The sequence below is a fragment of the Roseovarius sp. M141 genome, from assembly GCF_024355225.1.
Taxonomy (GTDB): domain Bacteria; phylum Pseudomonadota; class Alphaproteobacteria; order Rhodobacterales; family Rhodobacteraceae; genus Roseovarius.
The window spans coordinates 584,703-603,298 of the sequence record NZ_VCNH01000008.1; the positions used below are offsets into that span (position 1 = coordinate 584,703).

The 18,596-nt window shown below is 62.0% G+C and carries 17 protein-coding genes; 6 read left to right on the top strand and 11 right to left on the bottom strand.

What is annotated here, in order from left to right; genetic code table 11:
- Positions 1-91 precede the first annotated feature (91 nt).
- Positions 92-1,276, top strand: coding sequence for a M24 family metallopeptidase (locus tag FGD77_RS06985; RefSeq protein ID WP_255007807.1), 1,185 nt, complete (start codon positions 92-94; stop codon positions 1,274-1,276).
- A 3-nt stretch (positions 1,277-1,279) separates the two neighbouring features.
- Here the strand turns inward: FGD77_RS06985 and FGD77_RS06990 are convergent, their stop codons facing one another.
- From FGD77_RS06990 to FGD77_RS07005, 4 genes are all read right to left on the bottom strand, one after another.
- Positions 1,280-2,626 carry a TrkH family potassium uptake protein gene (locus tag FGD77_RS06990; protein WP_255007817.1) on the bottom strand — a complete coding sequence of 449 codons (1,347 nt, stop codon included), beginning with the start codon at positions 2,624-2,626 and terminating at the stop codon, positions 1,280-1,282.
- Complete coding sequence (locus tag FGD77_RS06995) at positions 2,626-3,303, bottom strand: TrkA family potassium uptake protein (protein WP_255007819.1); 678 nt, start codon at positions 3,301-3,303, stop codon at positions 2,626-2,628. Before FGD77_RS06995 ends, FGD77_RS06990 begins: the two co-directional genes overlap by 1 nt.
- A gap of 114 nt (positions 3,304-3,417) precedes the next feature.
- Positions 3,418-4,812, bottom strand: a complete 1,395-nt coding sequence (locus FGD77_RS07000; protein WP_255007821.1) for an aspartate aminotransferase family protein — start codon at positions 4,810-4,812, stop codon at positions 3,418-3,420.
- Between the two features lie 109 nt (positions 4,813-4,921).
- Positions 4,922-5,608: a GntR family transcriptional regulator gene (locus tag FGD77_RS07005; protein ID WP_255007824.1), complete on the bottom strand. Its 687-nt coding sequence runs from the start codon at positions 5,606-5,608 to the stop codon at positions 4,922-4,924.
- A gap of 145 nt (positions 5,609-5,753) precedes the next feature.
- Here FGD77_RS07005 and FGD77_RS07010 point away from each other — a divergent pair, with 145 nt between their 5' ends.
- The 5 genes from FGD77_RS07010 (at position 5,754) to FGD77_RS07030 (ending at position 11,051) form a co-directional block, all read left to right on the top strand.
- Positions 5,754-6,839 (top strand): polyamine ABC transporter substrate-binding protein, encoded by a 1,086-nt coding sequence (locus FGD77_RS07010; RefSeq protein ID WP_255007827.1) that lies wholly within the window; start codon positions 5,754-5,756, stop codon positions 6,837-6,839.
- 64 nt (positions 6,840-6,903) lie between these two features.
- Complete coding sequence (locus FGD77_RS07015) at positions 6,904-8,025, top strand: ABC transporter ATP-binding protein (protein WP_255007829.1); 1,122 nt, start codon at positions 6,904-6,906, stop codon at positions 8,023-8,025.
- Between the two features lie 4 nt (positions 8,026-8,029).
- Positions 8,030-8,920, top strand: a complete 891-nt coding sequence (locus tag FGD77_RS07020) for an ABC transporter permease subunit (protein ID WP_255007832.1) — start codon at positions 8,030-8,032, stop codon at positions 8,918-8,920.
- The gene (locus FGD77_RS07025) at positions 8,917-9,729 is read left to right on the top strand and encodes an ABC transporter permease (protein WP_255007834.1); all 813 of its coding nucleotides are present in this window, start codon (positions 8,917-8,919) and stop codon (positions 9,727-9,729) included. The genes FGD77_RS07020 and FGD77_RS07025 overlap by 4 nt, the downstream gene beginning before the upstream one ends.
- Positions 9,726-11,051: an FAD-dependent oxidoreductase gene (locus tag FGD77_RS07030; protein WP_255007836.1), complete on the top strand. Its 1,326-nt coding sequence runs from the start codon at positions 9,726-9,728 to the stop codon at positions 11,049-11,051. The genes FGD77_RS07025 and FGD77_RS07030 overlap by 4 nt, the downstream gene beginning before the upstream one ends.
- Positions 11,052-11,060: 9 nt before the next feature.
- Here the strand turns inward: FGD77_RS07030 and FGD77_RS07035 are convergent, their stop codons facing one another.
- The 7 genes from FGD77_RS07035 to queG all read right to left on the bottom strand — a co-directional run bounded on the left by FGD77_RS07035 (position 11,061) and on the right by queG (position 18,574).
- Positions 11,061-11,984 carry a DMT family transporter gene (locus FGD77_RS07035; RefSeq protein ID WP_255007839.1) on the bottom strand — a complete coding sequence of 308 codons (924 nt, stop codon included), beginning with the start codon at positions 11,982-11,984 and terminating at the stop codon, positions 11,061-11,063.
- 68 nt (positions 11,985-12,052) lie between these two features.
- Positions 12,053-12,550: a peptide-methionine (S)-S-oxide reductase MsrA gene (msrA, locus tag FGD77_RS07040; RefSeq protein WP_255007843.1), complete on the bottom strand. Its 498-nt coding sequence runs from the start codon at positions 12,548-12,550 to the stop codon at positions 12,053-12,055.
- Positions 12,547-12,996, bottom strand: a complete 450-nt coding sequence (gene msrB, locus FGD77_RS07045; protein WP_255007847.1) for a peptide-methionine (R)-S-oxide reductase MsrB — start codon at positions 12,994-12,996, stop codon at positions 12,547-12,549. Before msrB ends, msrA begins: the two co-directional genes overlap by 4 nt.
- A 160-nt stretch (positions 12,997-13,156) precedes the next feature.
- Positions 13,157-14,182 carry an L-threonine 3-dehydrogenase gene (tdh, locus tag FGD77_RS07050; protein ID WP_255014126.1) on the bottom strand — a complete coding sequence of 342 codons (1,026 nt, stop codon included), beginning with the start codon at positions 14,180-14,182 and terminating at the stop codon, positions 13,157-13,159.
- An 11-nt stretch (positions 14,183-14,193) separates the two neighbouring features.
- Positions 14,194-15,387: a glycine C-acetyltransferase gene (locus FGD77_RS07055; protein ID WP_255007856.1), complete on the bottom strand. Its 1,194-nt coding sequence runs from the start codon at positions 15,385-15,387 to the stop codon at positions 14,194-14,196.
- A gap of 80 nt (positions 15,388-15,467) precedes the next feature.
- Complete coding sequence (locus tag FGD77_RS07060) at positions 15,468-17,471, bottom strand: hydantoinase/oxoprolinase family protein (RefSeq protein WP_255007859.1); 2,004 nt, start codon at positions 17,469-17,471, stop codon at positions 15,468-15,470.
- A gap of 29 nt (positions 17,472-17,500) precedes the next feature.
- Positions 17,501-18,574 (bottom strand): tRNA epoxyqueuosine(34) reductase QueG, encoded by a 1,074-nt coding sequence (gene queG, locus FGD77_RS07065; RefSeq protein ID WP_255007861.1) that lies wholly within the window; start codon positions 18,572-18,574, stop codon positions 17,501-17,503.
- Positions 18,575-18,596: the final 22 nt, after the last annotated feature.

The following is an 18,596-nucleotide window of genomic DNA, read 5'->3' on the forward strand; positions in this document are numbered from 1 at the left end:
CGTGCCGGCCTCTGCCGTCAACGCACCCCTTGCGCAAAATGTGAATTCGGCATGAGATGCCGCCCGAGACGATCAACAGAAAGGCCCCGGCATGATCGAAAAGGATATCCCCTTCAGCGCCGCCGAATATCAACGACGGCTGGTCAAGACACGCCATGCGATGGAGGCCGCGAATATCGACGTGATGTTCTGCACCGATCCGTCGAACCAGAACTGGCTGACCGCCTATGATGGCTGGTCATTCTACGTCCATCAGGGCGTGCTGGTGTTCCCCGACGCCGATCCCGCGTGGTGGGGCCGTGCCATGGATGCAAATGGCGGCGTACGCACCGTCTGGATGGAAGACGCGCGCGTCTGGGGCTATGAGGACAAATACGTCCAGTCCACCGAGCGCCACCCGATGGAGGATCTGGCCCAGCGGCTGAAGGATCTGGGGCTGGGGTCCGCCCGGATCGGCGTCGAGATGGACAATTACTATTTCTCGGCCAAGGCCTATGAGGTGCTGAAGGCCAACCTGCCCGATGCGACGCTGATTGATGCCACCGCGCTGGTAAACTGGCAGCGCGCGGTAAAATCGGGCGAGGAAATCGCCTTTATGCGCAAGGCGGCCAGCATCACCGACAAGATCATCGATGGCCTGCTGGAACGGGTGGAGCCGGGCGTGCCGAAGAACGAGATCGTCGCCGAGATTTTCCGCGACGCCGTGCGCGGGGTTCCCGGTACATGGGGCGACTACCCAGCGATCCTGCCGTTGCTGCCGTCTGGCTCCGAGGCCGGCGCGCCACATCTGACATGGAACGGGCGGCCCTTCACCAAGGGCGAGGCAACATTCTTCGAGATATCAGGCGTCTACCGCCGCTATCACGCGCCCTGCTGCCGCACCCTGATGCTGGGCAAGCCATCCGACGAGATGAAGCGCGCCGAGGGCGCCATCGTCGAAGGCCTGAATGCAGGGATCGAGGCCGCCCAGCCCGGTGCCCGCGCCGCCGACATCGCGAACGCCCTGAACGGCGCGCTGGAAAAGGCCGGAATCAAACGCGGGGCGCGCTGCGGCTATCCCGTCGGGCTCAGCTATCCGCCCGACTGGGGCGAGCGTACGATCAGCCTGCGCGCCAGCGACGACACCGTGCTGGAGCCGGGCATGACCTTCCACTTCATGCCGGGTCTTTGGATGGACACGTGGGGCATGGAGATCACCGAAACCATCCTGATCAAAGAGGACGGCGCAGCCGAGCCGTTGTGCACCCAACCCCGCAAGCTGTTCATCAAGGACTAGGGTCTAGCCCAGATAGACCTGACCCTTGGGATAGCGCACGCGCGGCACGCTGCGCGTCGCCAGGAAAAACCCGAGGGTCAGGGGGCCGACACGGCCCAGAAACATGATGCACATGATCACCGCACGGCCCACGCCATCCAATTCGGCAGTGGCGCCGCGCGACACCCCGACCGTGCCAAAGGCCGATGTGACCTCGAACGCCAGATCCAGAAAATCGCCATCATGCGAGATTGACGTGACGAAAATGCCCGTCAGCACCAGCAGCATGCTGACCATGGTCAGCGCCAGCACCTTCTGCACCTCCTCCGCGCCCAGACTGCGCCCAAACGCGTGCAGTTGCGTCTGACGGCGAAAGAACGCGGCAGTGGCGATCAGCAGCACGATCAGCGTCGTCACCTTGATCCCGCCGGCGGTCGACGTGCTGCCGCCCCCGACCAGCATCAGGGACATGGTCATCAGCGCGGTGCTGTCGTGAACTTCGGCAAAGTCCAGCGTGTTGAACCCTGCCGTGCGCACCGTCACTGCCTGAAACCAGCTGGCCCAGATCCGCGAGGCGGCATCGGGCAAACCGCCCAGCGTGCCGGGGTTGGTCCATTCCAGCGCCGCGAACATCGCCCATGAAAACCCGATCAGGCCCAGCGTGCCGGTGATCATGATCTTGCTGTGCAGTGTCAGCTTGCGCCATTTGCGCACCTGAAAAATATCGGCCAGCACGATGAACCCCAAACCACCCAGAATGAACAGTGCCGGAATCACCATGTTGATGACAGGGTTGCCCACCCAGCCCATCAGGCTGTCAGGGTACAGCGCAAACCCCGCATTGTTGAACGCCGATACCGAATGGAACAGCGCGTGGCCCGCCCCCTTGGCCCAGCCGAATTCCGGCACGAAGACAAAGCCGAGGATTCCGGCGCCGATCAGCTCGCACAGGACCGAAACAATCAGGATGATGCGCGCGATATCGGTCAGGTTGTGCAGGGTCTTCTGATTGATCTCCTCGCGCAGAACGGTGCGGTATGGCAGGCCCACCGGAATCCCCAGAACCGTCAGCAGCATCACAGCAAATGCCATCAGTCCCAGACCGCCCAACTGGATCAACAGCGCGATCACGAGTTGCCCGAACGGGGTAAAGGCGCTGCCGGTATCGACCACGATCAGCCCCGTCACCGTCACCGCCGATGTCGACGTGAACAGCGCATCAAACAGTGTGAGGTCCACCGTGTTGGAGATCGGCAACCACAGGACCAGCGCCCCCAGAGCGATGAAGATCAGATAGACCATCCCCAGTATCGCCGGGGGCGCCACCCGCAATCCACCCTTTGAGACGGCGCGCGCATGAGGCCGTGCCATCAGAGGCTGGCCGCGAAGCTGCGCAAGTTCGGGCGTTGCCCCAGAAGCAGCAGCAGATCGTCCTTTTGCAACATGCAATCATCCCCGTCGCAGCCCAGCCATTCGGTGCCGCGCATCGCACCGATGCAGCGCAGGCCGTATTCCTTGCCATAAGGAATTTCGGACAGTTTCTTGCCTTCCAGCGATTCGGGGATGCGGAAATTAACCACGTTGAATCCGTTGCCGAGGCTGACATAATCGCGCACCAGCGGGTTGTGCAGCACCTGTGCGATGTGGTGGCCCACCTCCACCTCCGGGTGGATGATGCGGTCGACCTTCAGCTTGCTCAGGATGCGGTGGTGGGTCTTGGACATTGCCTTGGCCCAGACGATGGGCACGCCCAGCGTCTTGACGTTGATCGCGGCCAGGATGCTGGATTCCAGATCATCCCCGATGGCAATCAGCGCGACACGGCAATCGGCAACGCCCGCCTCGCGCAGCGCCCCTTCGTCGCGCGCGTCCACGATCAGGGCCTGACTCAGCGTTTCGGCCTGCGCGTTGACCGATCTGTCATCTATGTCCATTCCGATGACATGATTGCCGAACCGGATCAGCTCGGTCGCGACCGTGCTGCCGAAATTGCCCAGCCCGATGACGGCAAAGGTATCCTTCCTGCCGTTCTTCTTGCGGTGGTTCATGCGATCCTCGTGATACCAAAGTTGGCCTGTGGTAGCCCACTTTGCGCAGAAACCGAAGCGTCCAAATTGCACGCGCCCCGTTTCAGGCAGCCACCGGCGCGGTATCAAAATCCGTCAGGCGGCTTTCATCTTGCCTTCGTCCTCCAGCTGTCTGTGCGCCAGATCCAGCGCCTTCCAAGCGCGCTCGACCAGCGTGTCCATCTCGCTGTCGGTGATGACCAGCGGCGGCGAGATGATCATGCGGTCCCCGACATGGCGCATCACCAGCCCGTTCCTGAAGCAATGCTCGCGGGTGATCAGCCCGGCGTCGCCCTCGGTCCCGGCAAAGACCGCGCGGCTGGAGGCATCCGGCGTCAGCACGATGGACCCCATCATGCCAATCGTCGTCGCCTCGCCCACCAGCGGATGATCGGCCAGACCGCCCCACTTCTCTGCCAGATACGCAGCGGAGTGGTCGGCGACACGGTCGACGATGCCTTCCTCCTCCAGGATCCGCAGGTTCTCCAGCGCGACGGCGCAGGTCATCGGGTGGCCCGAATAGGTATAGCCATGTGCGAATTCGCAATTGTTGATAACATTCGCCACCTCGTCGCACACGATGGACCCGCCGATAGGCGCGTAGCCACTGCTCAGGCCCTTGGCGACGGTCATGATATGCGGGCGGATGCCCATCCTGTTGCAGCCGAACCACGTGCCGGTGCGGCCAAACCCACAAATCACCTCATCCGCGATCAGCAGAATGTCATGCGCATCGCAGATACGCTGAATTTCCGGCCAGTAGGTGCTGGGCGGGATGACAACGCCGCCGGCGCCCTGAATCGGCTCGGCGATGAAGGCGGCGACGCGGTGTTCGCCCAGCTCCTCGATCTTTTTCTCCAGCTGACGGGCGCGCTCCAGCCCGAATTCCTCGGGGGACATATCGCCGCCCTCGGCCCACCAATGCGGCTGGTCGATATGGCAGATGTCAGCGATCGGCAGGCCGCCCTGCTCGTGCATATAGGACATGCCGCCCAGGCTGCCGCTGCCCATGGACGATCCGTGGTAGGCGTTCTTGCGGCTGATGATGACGGTCTTTTCCGGCTTGCCCTTCTGCGCCCAATAGGTGCGCACCATGCGGATGTTGGTGTCGTTCGCCTCGGACCCCGACCCGGCGAAAAAGACGTGGTTCAGATCGCCCGGCGCCAGCTCGGCCAGCTTGGCCGACAGGGCGATGGCCGGGACGTGCGTCGTCTGAAAGAAGGTGTTGTAATAGGGCAGCTCGCGCATCTGGCGCGCTGCGGCCTCGGCCATTTCCTCGCGGCCATAGCCGACATTGACGCACCAAAGGCCCGCCATCGCGTCGAGGTAATCATTGCCGTCGCTATCGGTCAGCGTGACGCCCTTGGCGCGGGTGATGATGCGCGCGCCCTTCTGCTCCAGCTCGTTGTTATGCGTGAAGGGGTGCATGTGATGGGCAGCATCCAGCGCCTGAAGCTCGGAGGTGGGCGGATGGTTGGCGATCATATTCATGGACGGGCCTTTCCTAAGCTGAATGTCATCGGGTGAATGTCCGGGTGGCAGCGGCACGGCATCCCGCCTGCGCAGCAGAATATGATCAAATTGACCAATGTCAATCGAATCAGCCGCGAGCCACCTGATCGGCCAGCGACGCGCGCAGCTGGTCCATTCCCTGCCGCACATCTGCGGCAATCGCGGCGGCGGCGGCGGCGGCATCGCCCGCCTGCATGGCAGTCAGCGTCTGCTTGTGATTGTCGGGCAGGTTCTGGGTGCCCAGCCGCCCGCACAGAACCCGCATCGACGGTCCGAACCGCAGCCACAGCCCTTCGGCCAGGTCGGTCAGGATGGGCGACTGCGCCAGTTTGTAGATCGAAACGTGGAACTGGTGGTTCAGATGCAGATAGGCCCGCAGATCGCCCTGCCGAATCGCCCCGTCCAGCGACCGGTCCAACCGGGTCAGCGCCGCAATGTCTGCCGGGGTCACATTGCCCATCGCCTGTTGCGTCAAATAAGGGTCAAGCCACTCACGGGCAACGATAATTTCGTCTATATCCGCCGCCGTCAACAGCGGCACGCTGACCCGGCGATTCCCCTGAAGCTCCAGCGCCCCCTGCGAGATCAGGCGGCGGATCGCCTCGCGAACCGGTGTCATGCCGGCGCTCAGGCGTTCGGTCAGGCCCTGAATGGTCACCGGCTGCCCCGGCATCAGATCACCATACAGCACCATATCGCGCAGGCGCAGATACACCTGCGCATGGGCAGGCATCACCGCATCGATCGTGCCGACGTTCCGGGCAATATGAGGCATGGCGCGCGACGCTCCCTGAGGTTGGCGATATCCAAGATTGCGAGTTTAGCGGTCCCGTGAAAACATTACCATATTGCCATACGCGAAAAAACTTGATCAAATCCGCACCAGCGGTGGTATAACCATCGACCAACGGGAGAAGAAAATGAAAAAAACCATTTTGACTGCGACAACCGCCCTGGCGATGACAGCAACGGCCGCCATGTCCGAGGAGGTGCGCGTCTACAACTGGTCTGACTATATCGACGAATCGTTGCTGGATAAATTCCAGGAGGAAACCGGTATCGATCTGATCTATGACGTGTTCGACAGCAACGAAGTGCTTGAGACGAAAATGCTGTCCAGCGGATCGGGGTATGATGTGGTTGTGCCCACAGGCACGTTCATGCAGCGGCAGATCAGCGCGGGCGCGTTCCAGAAACTGGACAAATCCAAGCTGCCCAACATCGAAAACATGTGGCCCCTGATCGAAGAGCGGACCGAGCAATATGATGCCGGCAACGAATATTCGATCAACTACATGTGGGGCACCACCGGCATCGGCGTAAACGTCGGCAAGGTTCGCGAAGTGCTGGGCGAGGATGCGCCCATTGATTCGCTGGATCTGGTGCTCAAGCCCGAGAATATGGAAAAGCTGGCCGAATGCGGTGTGCATTTTCTGGATGCCCCGGCCGAAATGATCCCGATGGCGCTGAAATTTCTGGGCGAAGATCCTGACAGCCACGACCCCGACGTGATCGCCAAGGTCGAGGACGTCTTTATGCCCATCCGGCCTTATATCCGCAAATTCCACTCCAGCGAGTTCATCAACGCCCTGGCGAACGGCGACATCTGCGTTGCCGTCGGATGGTCCGGCGATATCCTGCAGGCGCGTGACCGCGCGGCCGAGGCCGATAATGGCGTCGAAATCGTGTATAACGCCCCCAAAGAGGGCGCGCAGATGTGGTTCGATCAGATGGTCATCCCTGTGGATGCGCCTAATCCCGACGGCGCGCACAAGTTCCTGAACTTCATCATGGACCCGCAGAACGCCGCCGCCGCGTCGAATTATGTCTACTACGCCAACGGTAACAAGGCGTCTCAGGAGTTTCTGGTCGAGGACGTGATCGGTGATCCCGCTGTCTATCCAAGCGAAGAAACGCTGAATAACCTGTTTACCGTCACCCCGTTCGAACCAAAGGTTCAGCGCGTCGTCACGCGCCTGTGGACCAAGATCAAGTCAGGCACCTGATCGCGATCAACGGCCCGCGCTATATATTGTGCGGGCCATTTTGCCCCTCCAGACCGGAGTCAAGATGAGCCAGACCGCTTTCGAGCCGTGGAACGACCCACAGGCCAAACCGCTGATTCAGTTCAAGAACGTCACAAAACGTTTCGGCGATTTTACCGCCATCGACAATCAGACATTCGACATTTACGAGCGCGAATTCTTTGCCCTGCTCGGCCCCTCGGGCTGCGGCAAGACGACGATGATGCGCATGCTTGCCGGGTTTGAAAAACCGACAGAGGGCACGATCCTTCTGGCGGGTCAGGACATGGCGCCGATCCCACCGAACAAGCGGGCGGTTAACATGATGTTCCAGTCCTACGCGCTGTTTCCGCATCTGACGATCTGGGACAACATCGCCTTTGGCCTCAAGCGCGACAAGAAGCCCAAGGACGAGATTGCCGACCGCGTCGCGCAAATGCTGAAACTGACCCGACTGGAAAAATTCGCCAAGCGCAAGCCGCATCAGATATCCGGCGGACAGCGCCAGCGCGTCGCGCTTGCCCGGTCCCTCGCCAAGGCGCCCAAGCTGCTGCTGCTGGACGAGCCCTTGGGCGCGCTGGACGCCAAGCTGCGGCAGGACACCCAGTTCGAGCTGGTGGATATTCAGGAAAAGACCGGCACGACATTCGTCATCGTCACCCACGATCAGGAAGAGGCGATGACCGTCGCCACCCGCGTCGCCGTGATGGATGACGGCAAGATCATGCAGGCCGACACGCCCGCCAACATCTACGAGCGGCCAAGCTCGGTCTACGTGGCCGATTTCATCGGCGACGTCACCATCATCCAAGGGCGCGCCACCGCCAGCGGCAATGGCTATGACATCGCCTTTGCCGAAGGGCAGCCGACATTGCATGCCGAGTCGAGCAAGGCATTTCAGACCGGGCAATCGTGCCACCTGGCGATCCGCCCCGAAAAGGTGGCGATCACGGCGGAAAAACCCGACACGCGCAACGCGCTACAGGGCACCATCCTGGACATCGCCTATCTTGGGAACCTGTCGACCTACCACGTCAAGCTGGCGACAGGGCAGATCGTCAAGGCGCAGACCGCCAACACCCGCCGCCTGTCGCGCCGCAGCTTCACCTGGGAGGATACCGTCTGGCTGAGCTGGACCGACACTGCCGCCGTGCTGTTGGAGGGCTGATCCGATGCGCCGCGTTATCCTGATCGCTGTTCCCTATCTGTGGCTGCTGGCCCTGTTTCTGGTGCCCTTCCTGATCGTGCTGAAAATCAGCCTCAGTGATATTGCGATGGCCATTCCGCCCTACACGCCCACGCTGGACCTGTCCGGGGGATGGGCGGGAATCAGGGACTTCTTTGCCAATCTCGACTTCGAGAATTTCCAGTTTCTCGCGACGGATGATCTGTATTGGAAGGCCTATCTTTCGTCGCTCCAGATCGCGATTGTCGCGACATTCCTGACCCTGCTGGTCGCCTATCCCATCGCCTACGGCATGGCCGCCGCACCCGATCACTGGCGCCCGACGCTGATGATGCTGGTGATCCTGCCGTTCTGGACCAGCTTTCTGATCCGGGTCTATTCGTGGATCGGTATCCTGTCAAACGAGGGTTACCTGAACCAGCTATTGCTCAGCCTTGGCGTCATCTCGTCGCCGCTGACGATCCTGAACACCAACGTCGCGGTCTATATCGGCATCGTCTACACCTACCTGCCCTTCATGATCCTGCCGATCTATTCCGCGCTGGAGCGGATGGACGGATCGCTGCTGGAGGCCGCCGAGGATCTGGGATGCAGCCGCATCACCGCCTTCTGGCTGGTAACATTCCCGCTGTCGAAGAACGGCATCATCGCGGGTTGCTTTCTGGTGTTCATCCCCACCATCGGCGAATTTGTCATTCCGTCGCTTCTGGGCGGATCGCAAACCCTGATGATCGGCAAGGTTCTCTGGGAGGAATTCTTTAACAACCGTGATTGGCCGGTGGCCAGCGCCGTGGCGGTGATCCTGCTGCTGCTGCTGATCATTCCCATCATCCTGTTCCAGCGAAACGAACAGAAACAAAGGGAGGCCGAAGGATGAGACGCGTCACATGGTTCAACGCCACATCCCTCACGCTGGGGTTCGCGTTCCTCTACCTGCCGATGGTGATCCTGATCATCTACAGCTTCAACGAAAGCAAGCTGGTTACGGTCTGGGCCGGATTCTCCACCAAATGGTATGGTGAATTGCTGGGCAACCAGTCGTTCCTGGACGCAGCATGGGTCACGATCAAGGTCGCGGTCATGTCCTCGTCCATCGCCACGGTACTGGGCACGATGGCGGCGCTGGTGCTGGTCCGGTCGGGCCGGTTTTCGGGGCGCACGCTGTTTTCCGGCATGATCTATGCCCCGCTCGTCATGCCCGAAGTCATCACCGGCCTGTCGCTGCTGCTGCTGTTCATCGGCCTGAACATCGACCGGGGCGTTCTGACCATCGTGCTGGCGCATACCACGTTTTCGATGTGCTTCGTATCGGTCGTGGTGTCGTCGCGGCTGGTCAGTTTCGATCAGTCACTGGAGGAGGCGGCGCTGGACCTCGGCTGCTCGCAAATGCAGGCGTTTTTCCTTGTCACCCTGCCGATCATCGCGCCCGCTGTCATTTCGGGCTGGCTTCTGGCCTTCACGCTCAGCCTTGATGATCTGGTGATCGCGAGCTTTACCGCCGGCCCGTCCTCGACCACGCTCCCGATCAAGATCTGGTCGTCGATCCGCCTTGGCCTCAGCCCCGAGATCAACGCGCTTTCGACGCTGATGATCGCGGTGGTCACGATCGGCGTCATCACCGCCTCCCTGATCAGCAAGCGCAGCAGCCTGAGGCGGCAGGCAGACGAGCGCGCGGCGGATACGTGAGGCGGATCTACCCGGCCCACGCCTATGGCGAGGCGCCGCGCGTAAAATGCTACTGGCCGACGACGGTGGAGTCTGCGGTAAACTCGCCCGCGCACGGCACGCTGTCGGCGGACGTGGCGATCATCGGCGCAGGCTTTACCGGGCTGTCGGCGGCGCTGCATCTGGCCGAAAGTGGCGCCGATGTGATCGTGCTGGAGGCTAGGGACGTCGGCTGGGGCGCATCGGGGCGCAATGGCGGATTTTGCTGCCTTGGCGGATCGGCCGCGTCTGACAAAGCGCTGGCGCGCCAGTTTGGCGAGAATGCGCGCCGCGAATTCCGCAGGGCTGAACGCCACGCCGTCGATCTGACCGAGGGGCTGATCAGCCGTCACGCCATGCAGGTTGACCGTCATTCAAACGGCGAAACGGTGATGGCCCACACCGAGGCCGCGTATCAGGGTCTGAAGACACACGCCGCCGAGGTGGAGCGCGACTATGGCGTCACCCCTACCCTGATCCCAAAGGCCGCGCTGGCGCAAAACGGCATGAACGGTCCCTTTCACGGCGCGCTGACCACGCCCATCGGCTTTGGCCTGAATCCAATGAAATATATTCAGGGCCTTGCCACCGCTGCCATTGCTGCCGGGGTCCGCATCCGGGCACACAGCCCGGTGGGACGGATCGAACAGAGTGGCAGCTTTACCCTGACCACGCCAGAGGCGCGGATACAGGCCCGGCGCCTGATCGTGGCGACGAACGGCTATAGCTCGGACGATGTGCCGAACTGGATGAAGGCGCGCTATCTGCCCACGCAATCCAACGTGCTGGTGACGCGCGAGATGACCGAGGCCGAGCTGTCGGCGCAAGGCTGGACCACAATGCAGGCTTGCTATGATGACCGGTTTTTTCTGCATTATTTCCGGTTGATGCCAAACAACCGGATGCTGTTCGGCATGCGCGGCGGGCTGTTCAGCGCGCCATGGGCCGACACCCGCATGCATCGCAATATCCGCCAGCATTTCGAGGCGATGTTTCCCGCGTGGCGCCATGTCGAAACGCCACACAGCTGGCACGGCCTGCTCAGCATCGCGCGCGATCTGACACCCTTTGCCGGGCCGATCGATACCATGCAAGGCGCGTTCACCGCGATGTCATACCACGGCAACGGCGTGGCGATGGGCACCTATGCGGGCGCCCTTCTGGCCGATCTGGTACAGGACCGCGCGCCGCGCAATCCCTACCCCAAGATCATGCAAACCCCGCCGAAACGCTGGCCTTTGGGCCGGTTCCGGCGGGCATGGTTTGCGCCGATTTATGCCGCCATGTGGGCGACGGGGGCCTGAAGCGGCTCGTCACCCTTCCGGCGTACGCACTGCCCGCGCGCGGCCCCGCTTCAACCCCAGATGATGCTCGCGCAGAACAATCGCGATGCCGGCCGCGGAAATCATCGCCGCTCCGATCAGCATCGGAACCGTCGGCACTTCGGCAAAGACGAAATACCCGATGCCCAGTGCAAACAGCATCGATGCATAGTCAAACGGCGCCACGACGCTGGCATCGCCGTAACGGTAGGACACCGTCAGAAATATCTGCGCCGTGCCACCCAGAACACCCGCCATCACCAGCTGAAACGCCAGCCATCCATCCGGCCAGACCCAACCAAACGGCGCCGTAAACAATGACAGAACCGTTGCGGTCACCGAGAAGTAAAAGGCGATGGCAGCAGGATGTTCGGTCTGCACCAGCTTGCGGATGGTGATCTGCGCAAAGGCGGCGCAGGTTGCACCGGTCAGCACGACGACGGCGCCGATCACTTCGGTCCCGTGGACCGGCGCCCCGCTGAACACGCTCAGCTTGGGCGCGAGGATCACCAGAACGCCGGCCAGCCCGATGCAAACCGCACTGATGCGAAAAAGGCCGACACTCTCGCCCAGAAAAAATGCGGCAAAAATGACGATAAGCAGCGATGACGTATAGCTGAGCGCCGTAACCTCGGGCAGCGGCAACAGACCGAGCCCGGCAAAAGTCAGGCCCACGGCGAGCGATCCGGCCACGCCGCGCCGCACATGTCCCCAGACGGATTTGACGCGCAGACCCGTAGACAGTTGACCCAGCATCATCAGCCACAGAACCGTGATCGGGATCGCAAAGAAGGACCGGAAAAATACAGCCTCGCCCGGCGGCACCTCATCCGAGGCCGCCTTGATCAGCGCAGACATGAAAATGAACAGAACGACCGCGCATAATTTCAGCGAAATCGCCTTGACCGGCTGCATGGGCGTGGCTCCTTTGCGCCATGCTTGCGCCCGGCCCTGACCGAGGTCAAGGCCGGTCAGATACCCGGCTAGCTTCGCGGCAAAACCCAATCAGGGCGTGGAAAATGGCAGGTATACCCGTTGGGCACGCGCTCCAGATAATCCTGATGCTCCGGCTCGGCCTCCCAGAAATCGCCTACCGGCTCGACCTCGGTCACCACCTTGCCGGGCCATTTGCCGCTGGCTTCGACATCCTGAATGGTGCGCAAGGCCTCGTCGCGCTGCGCCTCGTCGACGTAATAGATGGCCGACCGATAGCTTACCCCCATGTCATTGCCCTGCCGGTTCAGCGTGGTGGGGTCGTGGATCTGGAAAAACAGCTCCAGAATTTCGCGATAGGTGATCCGGGCCGGATCAAACGTGATCTCGATCCCTTCGGCATGGGTGCCGTGGTTGCGGTAGGTCGCGTCGGGTATATCCCCGCCGGTGTACCCGACGCGCGTCGACAGCACCCCGTCACGCTTGCGAATCAGATCCTGCATTCCCCAGAAACAGCCACCCGCCAGAACGCCGCGCTCTTCGCTCATCCTAAATCCTCCACCTGATCCAGATAATCGCCATAGCCCTCGGCCTCCATCTCGGCCTTTGGCACAAAGCGCAGCGATGCCGAGTTGATGCAATAGCGCAGGCCACCCCTGTCGCGCGGCCCGTCGGGAAACACGTGGCCCAAGTGACTGTCACCATGCGCGCTGCGCACTTCGACCCGGCTCATGCCCAGCGTCTCGTCGTGCAGCTCGGCCACATGCGCCGTCTCGATCGGCTTGGTAAAGCTGGGCCAGCCACAGCCACTCTCGAATTTGTCCGACGACGCGAACAGCGGCTCCCCCGAAACGATGTCGACATAGATCCCCGGCGCCTTGTTTTCCAGGTATTTACCGGTGCCGGGCCGCTCGGTCCCGCTTTGCTGCGTCACGCGGTATTCTTCGGGGGTCAGTCGCGCGATGGCGTCGGGGTCTTTGGTGTAGCGGGTCATGGCAGGCTCCTTGTGTCAAAGCGTCTTGCAGAGTTAAATGGGCGCCCGGCGCCAAAATCCAACCGTTATTTCACACCGCTCACCCCAGCTTGATCCGGCCCGGCTTTTTCCTGGGCTAAATACCCAAACCCCTGCCGCCGGGCCGGGCGCATACGCCGCTTTAGACCCAATCCATCACCACCTTGCCCGAATCACCCGATATCATCGCGGCAAAGCCCGCCTCGAAATCGTCGATCCCGATGCGGTGCGTGATCAGGCCCGACACGTCCAGCCCGCTCTGCACCAGCGCGATCATCTTGTACCAGGTTTCGAACATCTCGCGCCCGTAGATGCCTTTGACGTGCAGCATCTTGAAGATGATGGCGTTCCAGTCGACGGCAAATTCGGTCGGCGCGATGCCCAGCAGCGCGATCTTGCCGCCATTGTTCATCCGCGAAATCATCTGCTGCATCGCCGCCGGCGCACCCGACATTTCCAGCCCGACATCGAACCCCTCGGTCATACCGATCCGGTCCATCACGTCACTCAGCTGCTCCTTTGAAACATCGACGACATGCTGAACACCCATCTCGCGCGCCAGATTCAGGCGGTAGGGGTTGATGTCGGTAATCGCCACCTTGCGCGCGCCGACCTTTTGCGCGACCAGCGCACCCATGATGCCGATGGGGCCGGCACCCGTGACCAGCACATCCTCGCCCACCATGTCAAAGCTCAGCGCGGTATGCACCGCATTGCCGAACGGGTCGAAAATCGCCGCGATTTCATCCGGAACGTTCTCGGGGATCGGCACGACGTTCATTTCCGGGATGCAGACATATTCGGCAAAGCTGCCGGGCCGGTGCACGCCGACACCCTTGGTATTGCGACACAGCTGCCCGCGCCCGGCGCGGCAGTTGCGGCAGGTGCCGCAGACGATATGCCCCTCGCCCGACACGCGCTGACCGATCTTGTATTTACTCGCCGCCGCGCCGGTATCGGCAATCTCGCCGACGAATTCATGGCCGACAACCATCGGCACCGGCACCGTCTTGGCGCTGAATTCATCCCATTTCCAGATATGCACATCCGTGCCGCAAATCGCGGATTTGCGAACCTTGATCAGCACATCATTCGGCCCCGGCTCGGGGACCGGAACGTATTCCATCCACAGGCCCGGCTCGGGGCGCGCCTTGACCAGCGCCTTCATGCGGTTTTCCATCAGATCACTCCCAATTCGCGACCGACCTTTTCAAAAGCACTGATCGCCTCATCCAGCATTTCGCGGGTAAGTCCCGCACTCATCTGTGTGCGGATGCGGTCCTGATCCTTCGGCACGACAGGAAAACTGAAGGCCGTCACATAAACCCCATTTTCGCCCAGCTTGGCCGCCATCTGCTGCGCCAGCTTCGGATCGCGCAGCATCACCGGGACGATCGCATGCTCGCCCGGCAGCAGCTCGAACCCCAGATCGGTCATCCGGGTGCGGAAATACGTGGCGTTTTCCCAAAGCTGCGCGCGCAGATCATCGCCATCCTCGATCAGATCGAACATTTTCAGCGATGCCGCGGCGATCACCGGCGCAAGCGTGTTGGAAAACAGATAGGGCCGCGAGCGTTGACGCAGCCAATCCACCACCTTGGCCGATGCAGCGGTATAGCCACCCGATGCGCCGCCCAGCGCCTTGCCCAGCGTGCCGGTCAGGATGTCGACCCGGCCCATCACGCCGCAATGCTCGATACTGCCGCGCCCGGTGGCGCCGACAAACCCGGTGGCATGGCAATCATCGACCATCACCAGCGCGTCATATTTGTCCGCCAGATCGCAGATCTCATCCAGTTTGGCGTAATAGCCATCCATCGAAAACACGCCGTCCGTGGCAATCAGCCGGTGACGCGCGCCCTGCGATTCCTTAAGGCATCGCTCCAGATCCGCCATGTCGCTGTTGGCATAGCGATAGCGCTGCGCCTTGCACAGGCGCACCCCGTCAATGATGCTGGCATGGTTCAGCGCATCGCTGATAATCGCGTCTTCGGGGCCTAAAATCGTCTCGAACAAACCGGTATTGGCATCGAAACAGCTGGGATAGAGAATGCTGTCCTCTGTCCCAAGAAAACTGGCAATGCGCGCTTCCAGCGTCTTGTGCTGTTCCTGCGTACCGCAGATGAAACGGACAGATGCCATGCCGAACCCGTAGCGATCCAGCGCATCATGCGCGGCGCCGATAATCTCGGCATTGTCCGCCAGCCCCAGATAGTTGTTGGCGCACAGGTTGATCACCTCGGCGCCACCCTTCAGCGATACGCGCCCGGCCTGCGGTGATGTTATCACGCGCTCGACCTTGTACAGACCATCCTCCTTCAAGCCATCCAGCCGGTCGGCCATATCCGTGTCGAAATTCTGTGAGGCACTCATGTCGAATCCTTTCTGTCCTGCCCGACCTGCGGGTCTCATACTGTAGGATAGCGTACTTTCTGCCGGATTACATGGGGGCGTTACATCGCAATGCGCGGCCTACCAGACGCCTCTACTGTAATCTCGCCTTCCAGAAATACCTGACGCGCCTCGGCCTGCGCCGTGCGCAGATCGCGCGTCGCCGTGATATGGATATCCTCGGCCCCGGCGGCGACGGCATCGGCACGCGCCGCCTGTTCCAGCGCGAATTGCAGAGCCTCCAGCGCACTGACGGCCTCGGGGTAATCCACCGGCCCGGTCTCCAGATGGACGCGGTACAGGCCTTCAGAGGGCGACGTCACCGTGCCACTGCGCCGGATCGTCACCCGACCCACCACCGCGCCGATGGCATTTGCCACACCGGCATGTTCGGGCAGAATCATCTCGCAGCCCAGCCTGGCGCCGACAGCCGGATAATAGCAGCCCGCCGACGCGCCCAGACCGACGACAGGCACGTTCAGCCCGATATCAAGCCGCATCAACCCCTTGTGCCCATCCAGCCCCCGCTGTGTCAGCACATGCCGCGCCAGATGATCCGCGGGCAGACCGAACTGGGCGGTCTCCTCGGCAAAACCGGTCTCCAATATGGCCAGAACAGTCTGATCCGTCAGTTGGTCCACGATCATTTGCGCCATGTGCGCAGCACCATCTGCCAGCGTGTTACCCGATCCTGTCCGTCGCCGCGCCAGCAGGCACAGCGCCTTCTCGGCGGCGCTGGCGTCCCATGTCGTCACAGCCCCCAGCACATGACTGGCATCCGACGGCGTCACGCCAGAAACCTGAACCAGTCCGCGCCCGACCAGCCGACGCAAGGCCTGACCTTCCATGCGCGTTTCCAGAACCTTTCCGACCGGCTGCACGTCGCTCTGGGCGATCCGCTGCAACAGGGCTGCTTCCCGACCGGCCAGACCGCCTGCCTCGATGCCGGGCACGGCCCTGACAAAGACGGCGTCATACTCGCCCGGCACGGTATTTCGCAGTTGCGCATCCAACGCGCGATGCACGATTTCCGGTGCCTCATGCGCGATCAGGCTGACCGGCAGCACCCGGCGCGGACCCAAGGCGATACGACCTGCCAGACCGTCGCCCTGAACATGCACCTCACTGTCACCGCCCAGACCGGTGGTGCGCATGCCCACCGCCTCGACCATGGTGCGCCACGGACCGACCTGCGCGCCGGCCGGATCTATCATCGGTTTGCCACCGCGCAGCACGGCAACATCCGTCGTCGTACCGCCAATGTCCGACACCAGAGCCGTATCCGCGCCGGTCAACCACCGCGCCCCCACAATCGACGCGGCAGGTCCGCTGAGAATCGTCTCGATCGGTCGCTCCTGCGCCTGCTTGGCGCTAATCAGCGCACCGTCCCCGCGCACCACCATGAGAGGCGCGGCAATTCCCAGATCCTGCAACTTGCCTTCGGCCTTCTGGATCAGACGCGCAATCATTCCGATGAGACGGGCGTTCAACAGCGCCGTCAGCGCCCGCTTCGGCCCATTCAACTTTGCCGACAGGTGGTGAGAGCAGGACACCGGCCGCCCCGTCACCTCGGCGACCATGCGGGCAACCTCCAGCTCATGCTCGGGGTTGCGCGTGGCGAATTGCGCCGCCACCGCATAGGCCGAAATACCGCGATCCTCTGCCAGCCATGCCTTCAGCGCCTCGCTATCCAGCGGACGGGCGGCCTGCCCGGCATGATTGTGCCCGCCAGACAGGATCAGGGCCGGATCACCGCCCAGCGCAGCCCGAAGCCCGTGCCCCTCCAGATCCTGTTCGCGAAAACCGACATAGATCAGCCCGACCCGGCCACCCTGCCCCTCGACCAGCGCGTTGGTGGCAAGGGTGGTCGACAAAGATGCCAGTGCAATCCGGTCCGGCGTGACGCCGCTGGACGCCAGTACATTTTCGACCGCCTCACCGATTCCGATGGCCAGATCATGGCGTGTGGTCAGCGCCTTGGCGCTCGCAATGACCTCGGTCTCGTCCCTTATCAGGACAGCATCCGTATACGTCCCGCCCGTATCCACACCCAACAAGATCGCCATGCCATTCCCCTACTCGACGCCTATTCCGACTATGCCGGATCCTGAAAACGATCCATCCTGTTTTCGACGTTCTTCAGGCGCTGCACGGCCCAGCGCGCTGCGTCGGCAACGGTGGGATCACCCGCATCGCAATGCCGCTCTGCCGCCGGGATCAACCCGGCATCGCCCGAGTTGCCGATGGCATAAAGAACGTTCCGCAAAAATCGCGCGATACCGATCCGCTTGATCGGGCTGCCCGAGAATTTCGCGCGAAAGCTGGTATCGTCCAGCTCAGCCAACTCTGCCAGAGGCGGGCCCAGCAGATCGGCGCGCGCGTGATACCGGACCTCGCGCGCCTCCTGCGCGAACTTGTTCCACGGACAGACGGCCAGACAATCGTCACAGCCATAGATCCGGTTGCCCAAAAGAGCGCGCAATTCCGGCGCAACGGGTCCGTGATGCTCGATCGTCAGGTAGGAAATGCAGCGGCGCGCGTCCAGCTGATAGGGCGCCGGAAACGCGCCGGTCGGGCAAATGTCCAGACAGGCACGACAGCTGCCGCAATGGTCAACTTCACCTGCATCAACGTCGATCTCCAAGGTGGTAAAGATCGACCCGATGAAGAACCAGCTGCCCAGATCGCGGCTGACCAGATTGGTATGCTTGCCTTGCCATCCCAGACCCGCAGCCGCGCCCAGAGGCTTTTCCGGGACGGGCGCGGTGTCAACGAACACCTTCACTTCGGTCGCGCCCGACGTCTCGGCGATCAGCCACCGGGCCAACCGCTTCAGACGCTTCTTGACCAGATCGTGATAGTCCTTGTTCTGCGCATAGACACTGATGGCGCCCTCGCGCGGGCGCTTCAGCACGGCCAGCGGATCATGTTCCGGCGTATAACTTTCGCCCAGCATGATGACGGATCGCGCCTCGGGCCACAGCGCCGAGGGATCGCTGCGCCAATGGCTGCGCTCGGCCAGCCACCCCATCTGGCCATGCCGACCCTCTCGCAGGAACGTCTCCAACCGGTCCGGCACCTGCGGCACGTCCCACGGGCGGCAGATCCGCGCCAGATCAAACCCTTCGGCCTGCGCCTGGGCGACCAGTTTCTGCTTTAGCGCGTCCATGTTTTTTCTTGGTGAAAATACC

Coding starts and splice junctions, on each gene's coding strand:
- FGD77_RS07035 (WP_255007839.1), bottom strand. CDS start 11,984: ATGCAGCCGGTCAAGGCGATTTCGCTGAAATTATGCGCGGTCGTTCTG.
- FGD77_RS07010 (WP_255007827.1), top strand. CDS start 5,754: ATGAAAAAAACCATTTTGACTGCGACAACCGCCCTGGCGATGACAGCA.
- tdh (WP_255014126.1), bottom strand. CDS start 14,182: ATGAAGGCGCTGGTCAAGGCGCGCCCCGAGCCGGGCCTGTGGATGGAA.
- FGD77_RS07005 (WP_255007824.1), bottom strand. CDS start 5,608: ATGCCTCATATTGCCCGGAACGTCGGCACGATCGATGCGGTGATGCCT.
- FGD77_RS07015 (WP_255007829.1), top strand. CDS start 6,904: ATGAGCCAGACCGCTTTCGAGCCGTGGAACGACCCACAGGCCAAACCG.
- queG (WP_255007861.1), bottom strand. CDS start 18,574: ATGGACGCGCTAAAGCAGAAACTGGTCGCCCAGGCGCAGGCCGAAGGG.
- msrB (WP_255007847.1), bottom strand. CDS start 12,996: ATGACCCGCTACACCAAAGACCCCGACGCCATCGCGCGACTGACCCCC.
- FGD77_RS07020 (WP_255007832.1), top strand. CDS start 8,030: ATGCGCCGCGTTATCCTGATCGCTGTTCCCTATCTGTGGCTGCTGGCC.
- FGD77_RS06990 (WP_255007817.1), bottom strand. CDS start 2,626: ATGGCACGGCCTCATGCGCGCGCCGTCTCAAAGGGTGGATTGCGGGTG.
- FGD77_RS07055 (WP_255007856.1), bottom strand. CDS start 15,387: ATGAGTGCCTCACAGAATTTCGACACGGATATGGCCGACCGGCTGGAT.
- FGD77_RS07060 (WP_255007859.1), bottom strand. CDS start 17,471: ATGGCGATCTTGTTGGGTGTGGATACGGGCGGGACGTATACGGATGCT.
- FGD77_RS06985 (WP_255007807.1), top strand. CDS start 92: ATGATCGAAAAGGATATCCCCTTCAGCGCCGCCGAATATCAACGACGG.
- FGD77_RS07025 (WP_255007834.1), top strand. CDS start 8,917: ATGAGACGCGTCACATGGTTCAACGCCACATCCCTCACGCTGGGGTTC.
- FGD77_RS07000 (WP_255007821.1), bottom strand. CDS start 4,812: ATGAATATGATCGCCAACCATCCGCCCACCTCCGAGCTTCAGGCGCTG.
- FGD77_RS06995 (WP_255007819.1), bottom strand. CDS start 3,303: ATGAACCACCGCAAGAAGAACGGCAGGAAGGATACCTTTGCCGTCATC.
- msrA (WP_255007843.1), bottom strand. CDS start 12,550: ATGAGCGAAGAGCGCGGCGTTCTGGCGGGTGGCTGTTTCTGGGGAATG.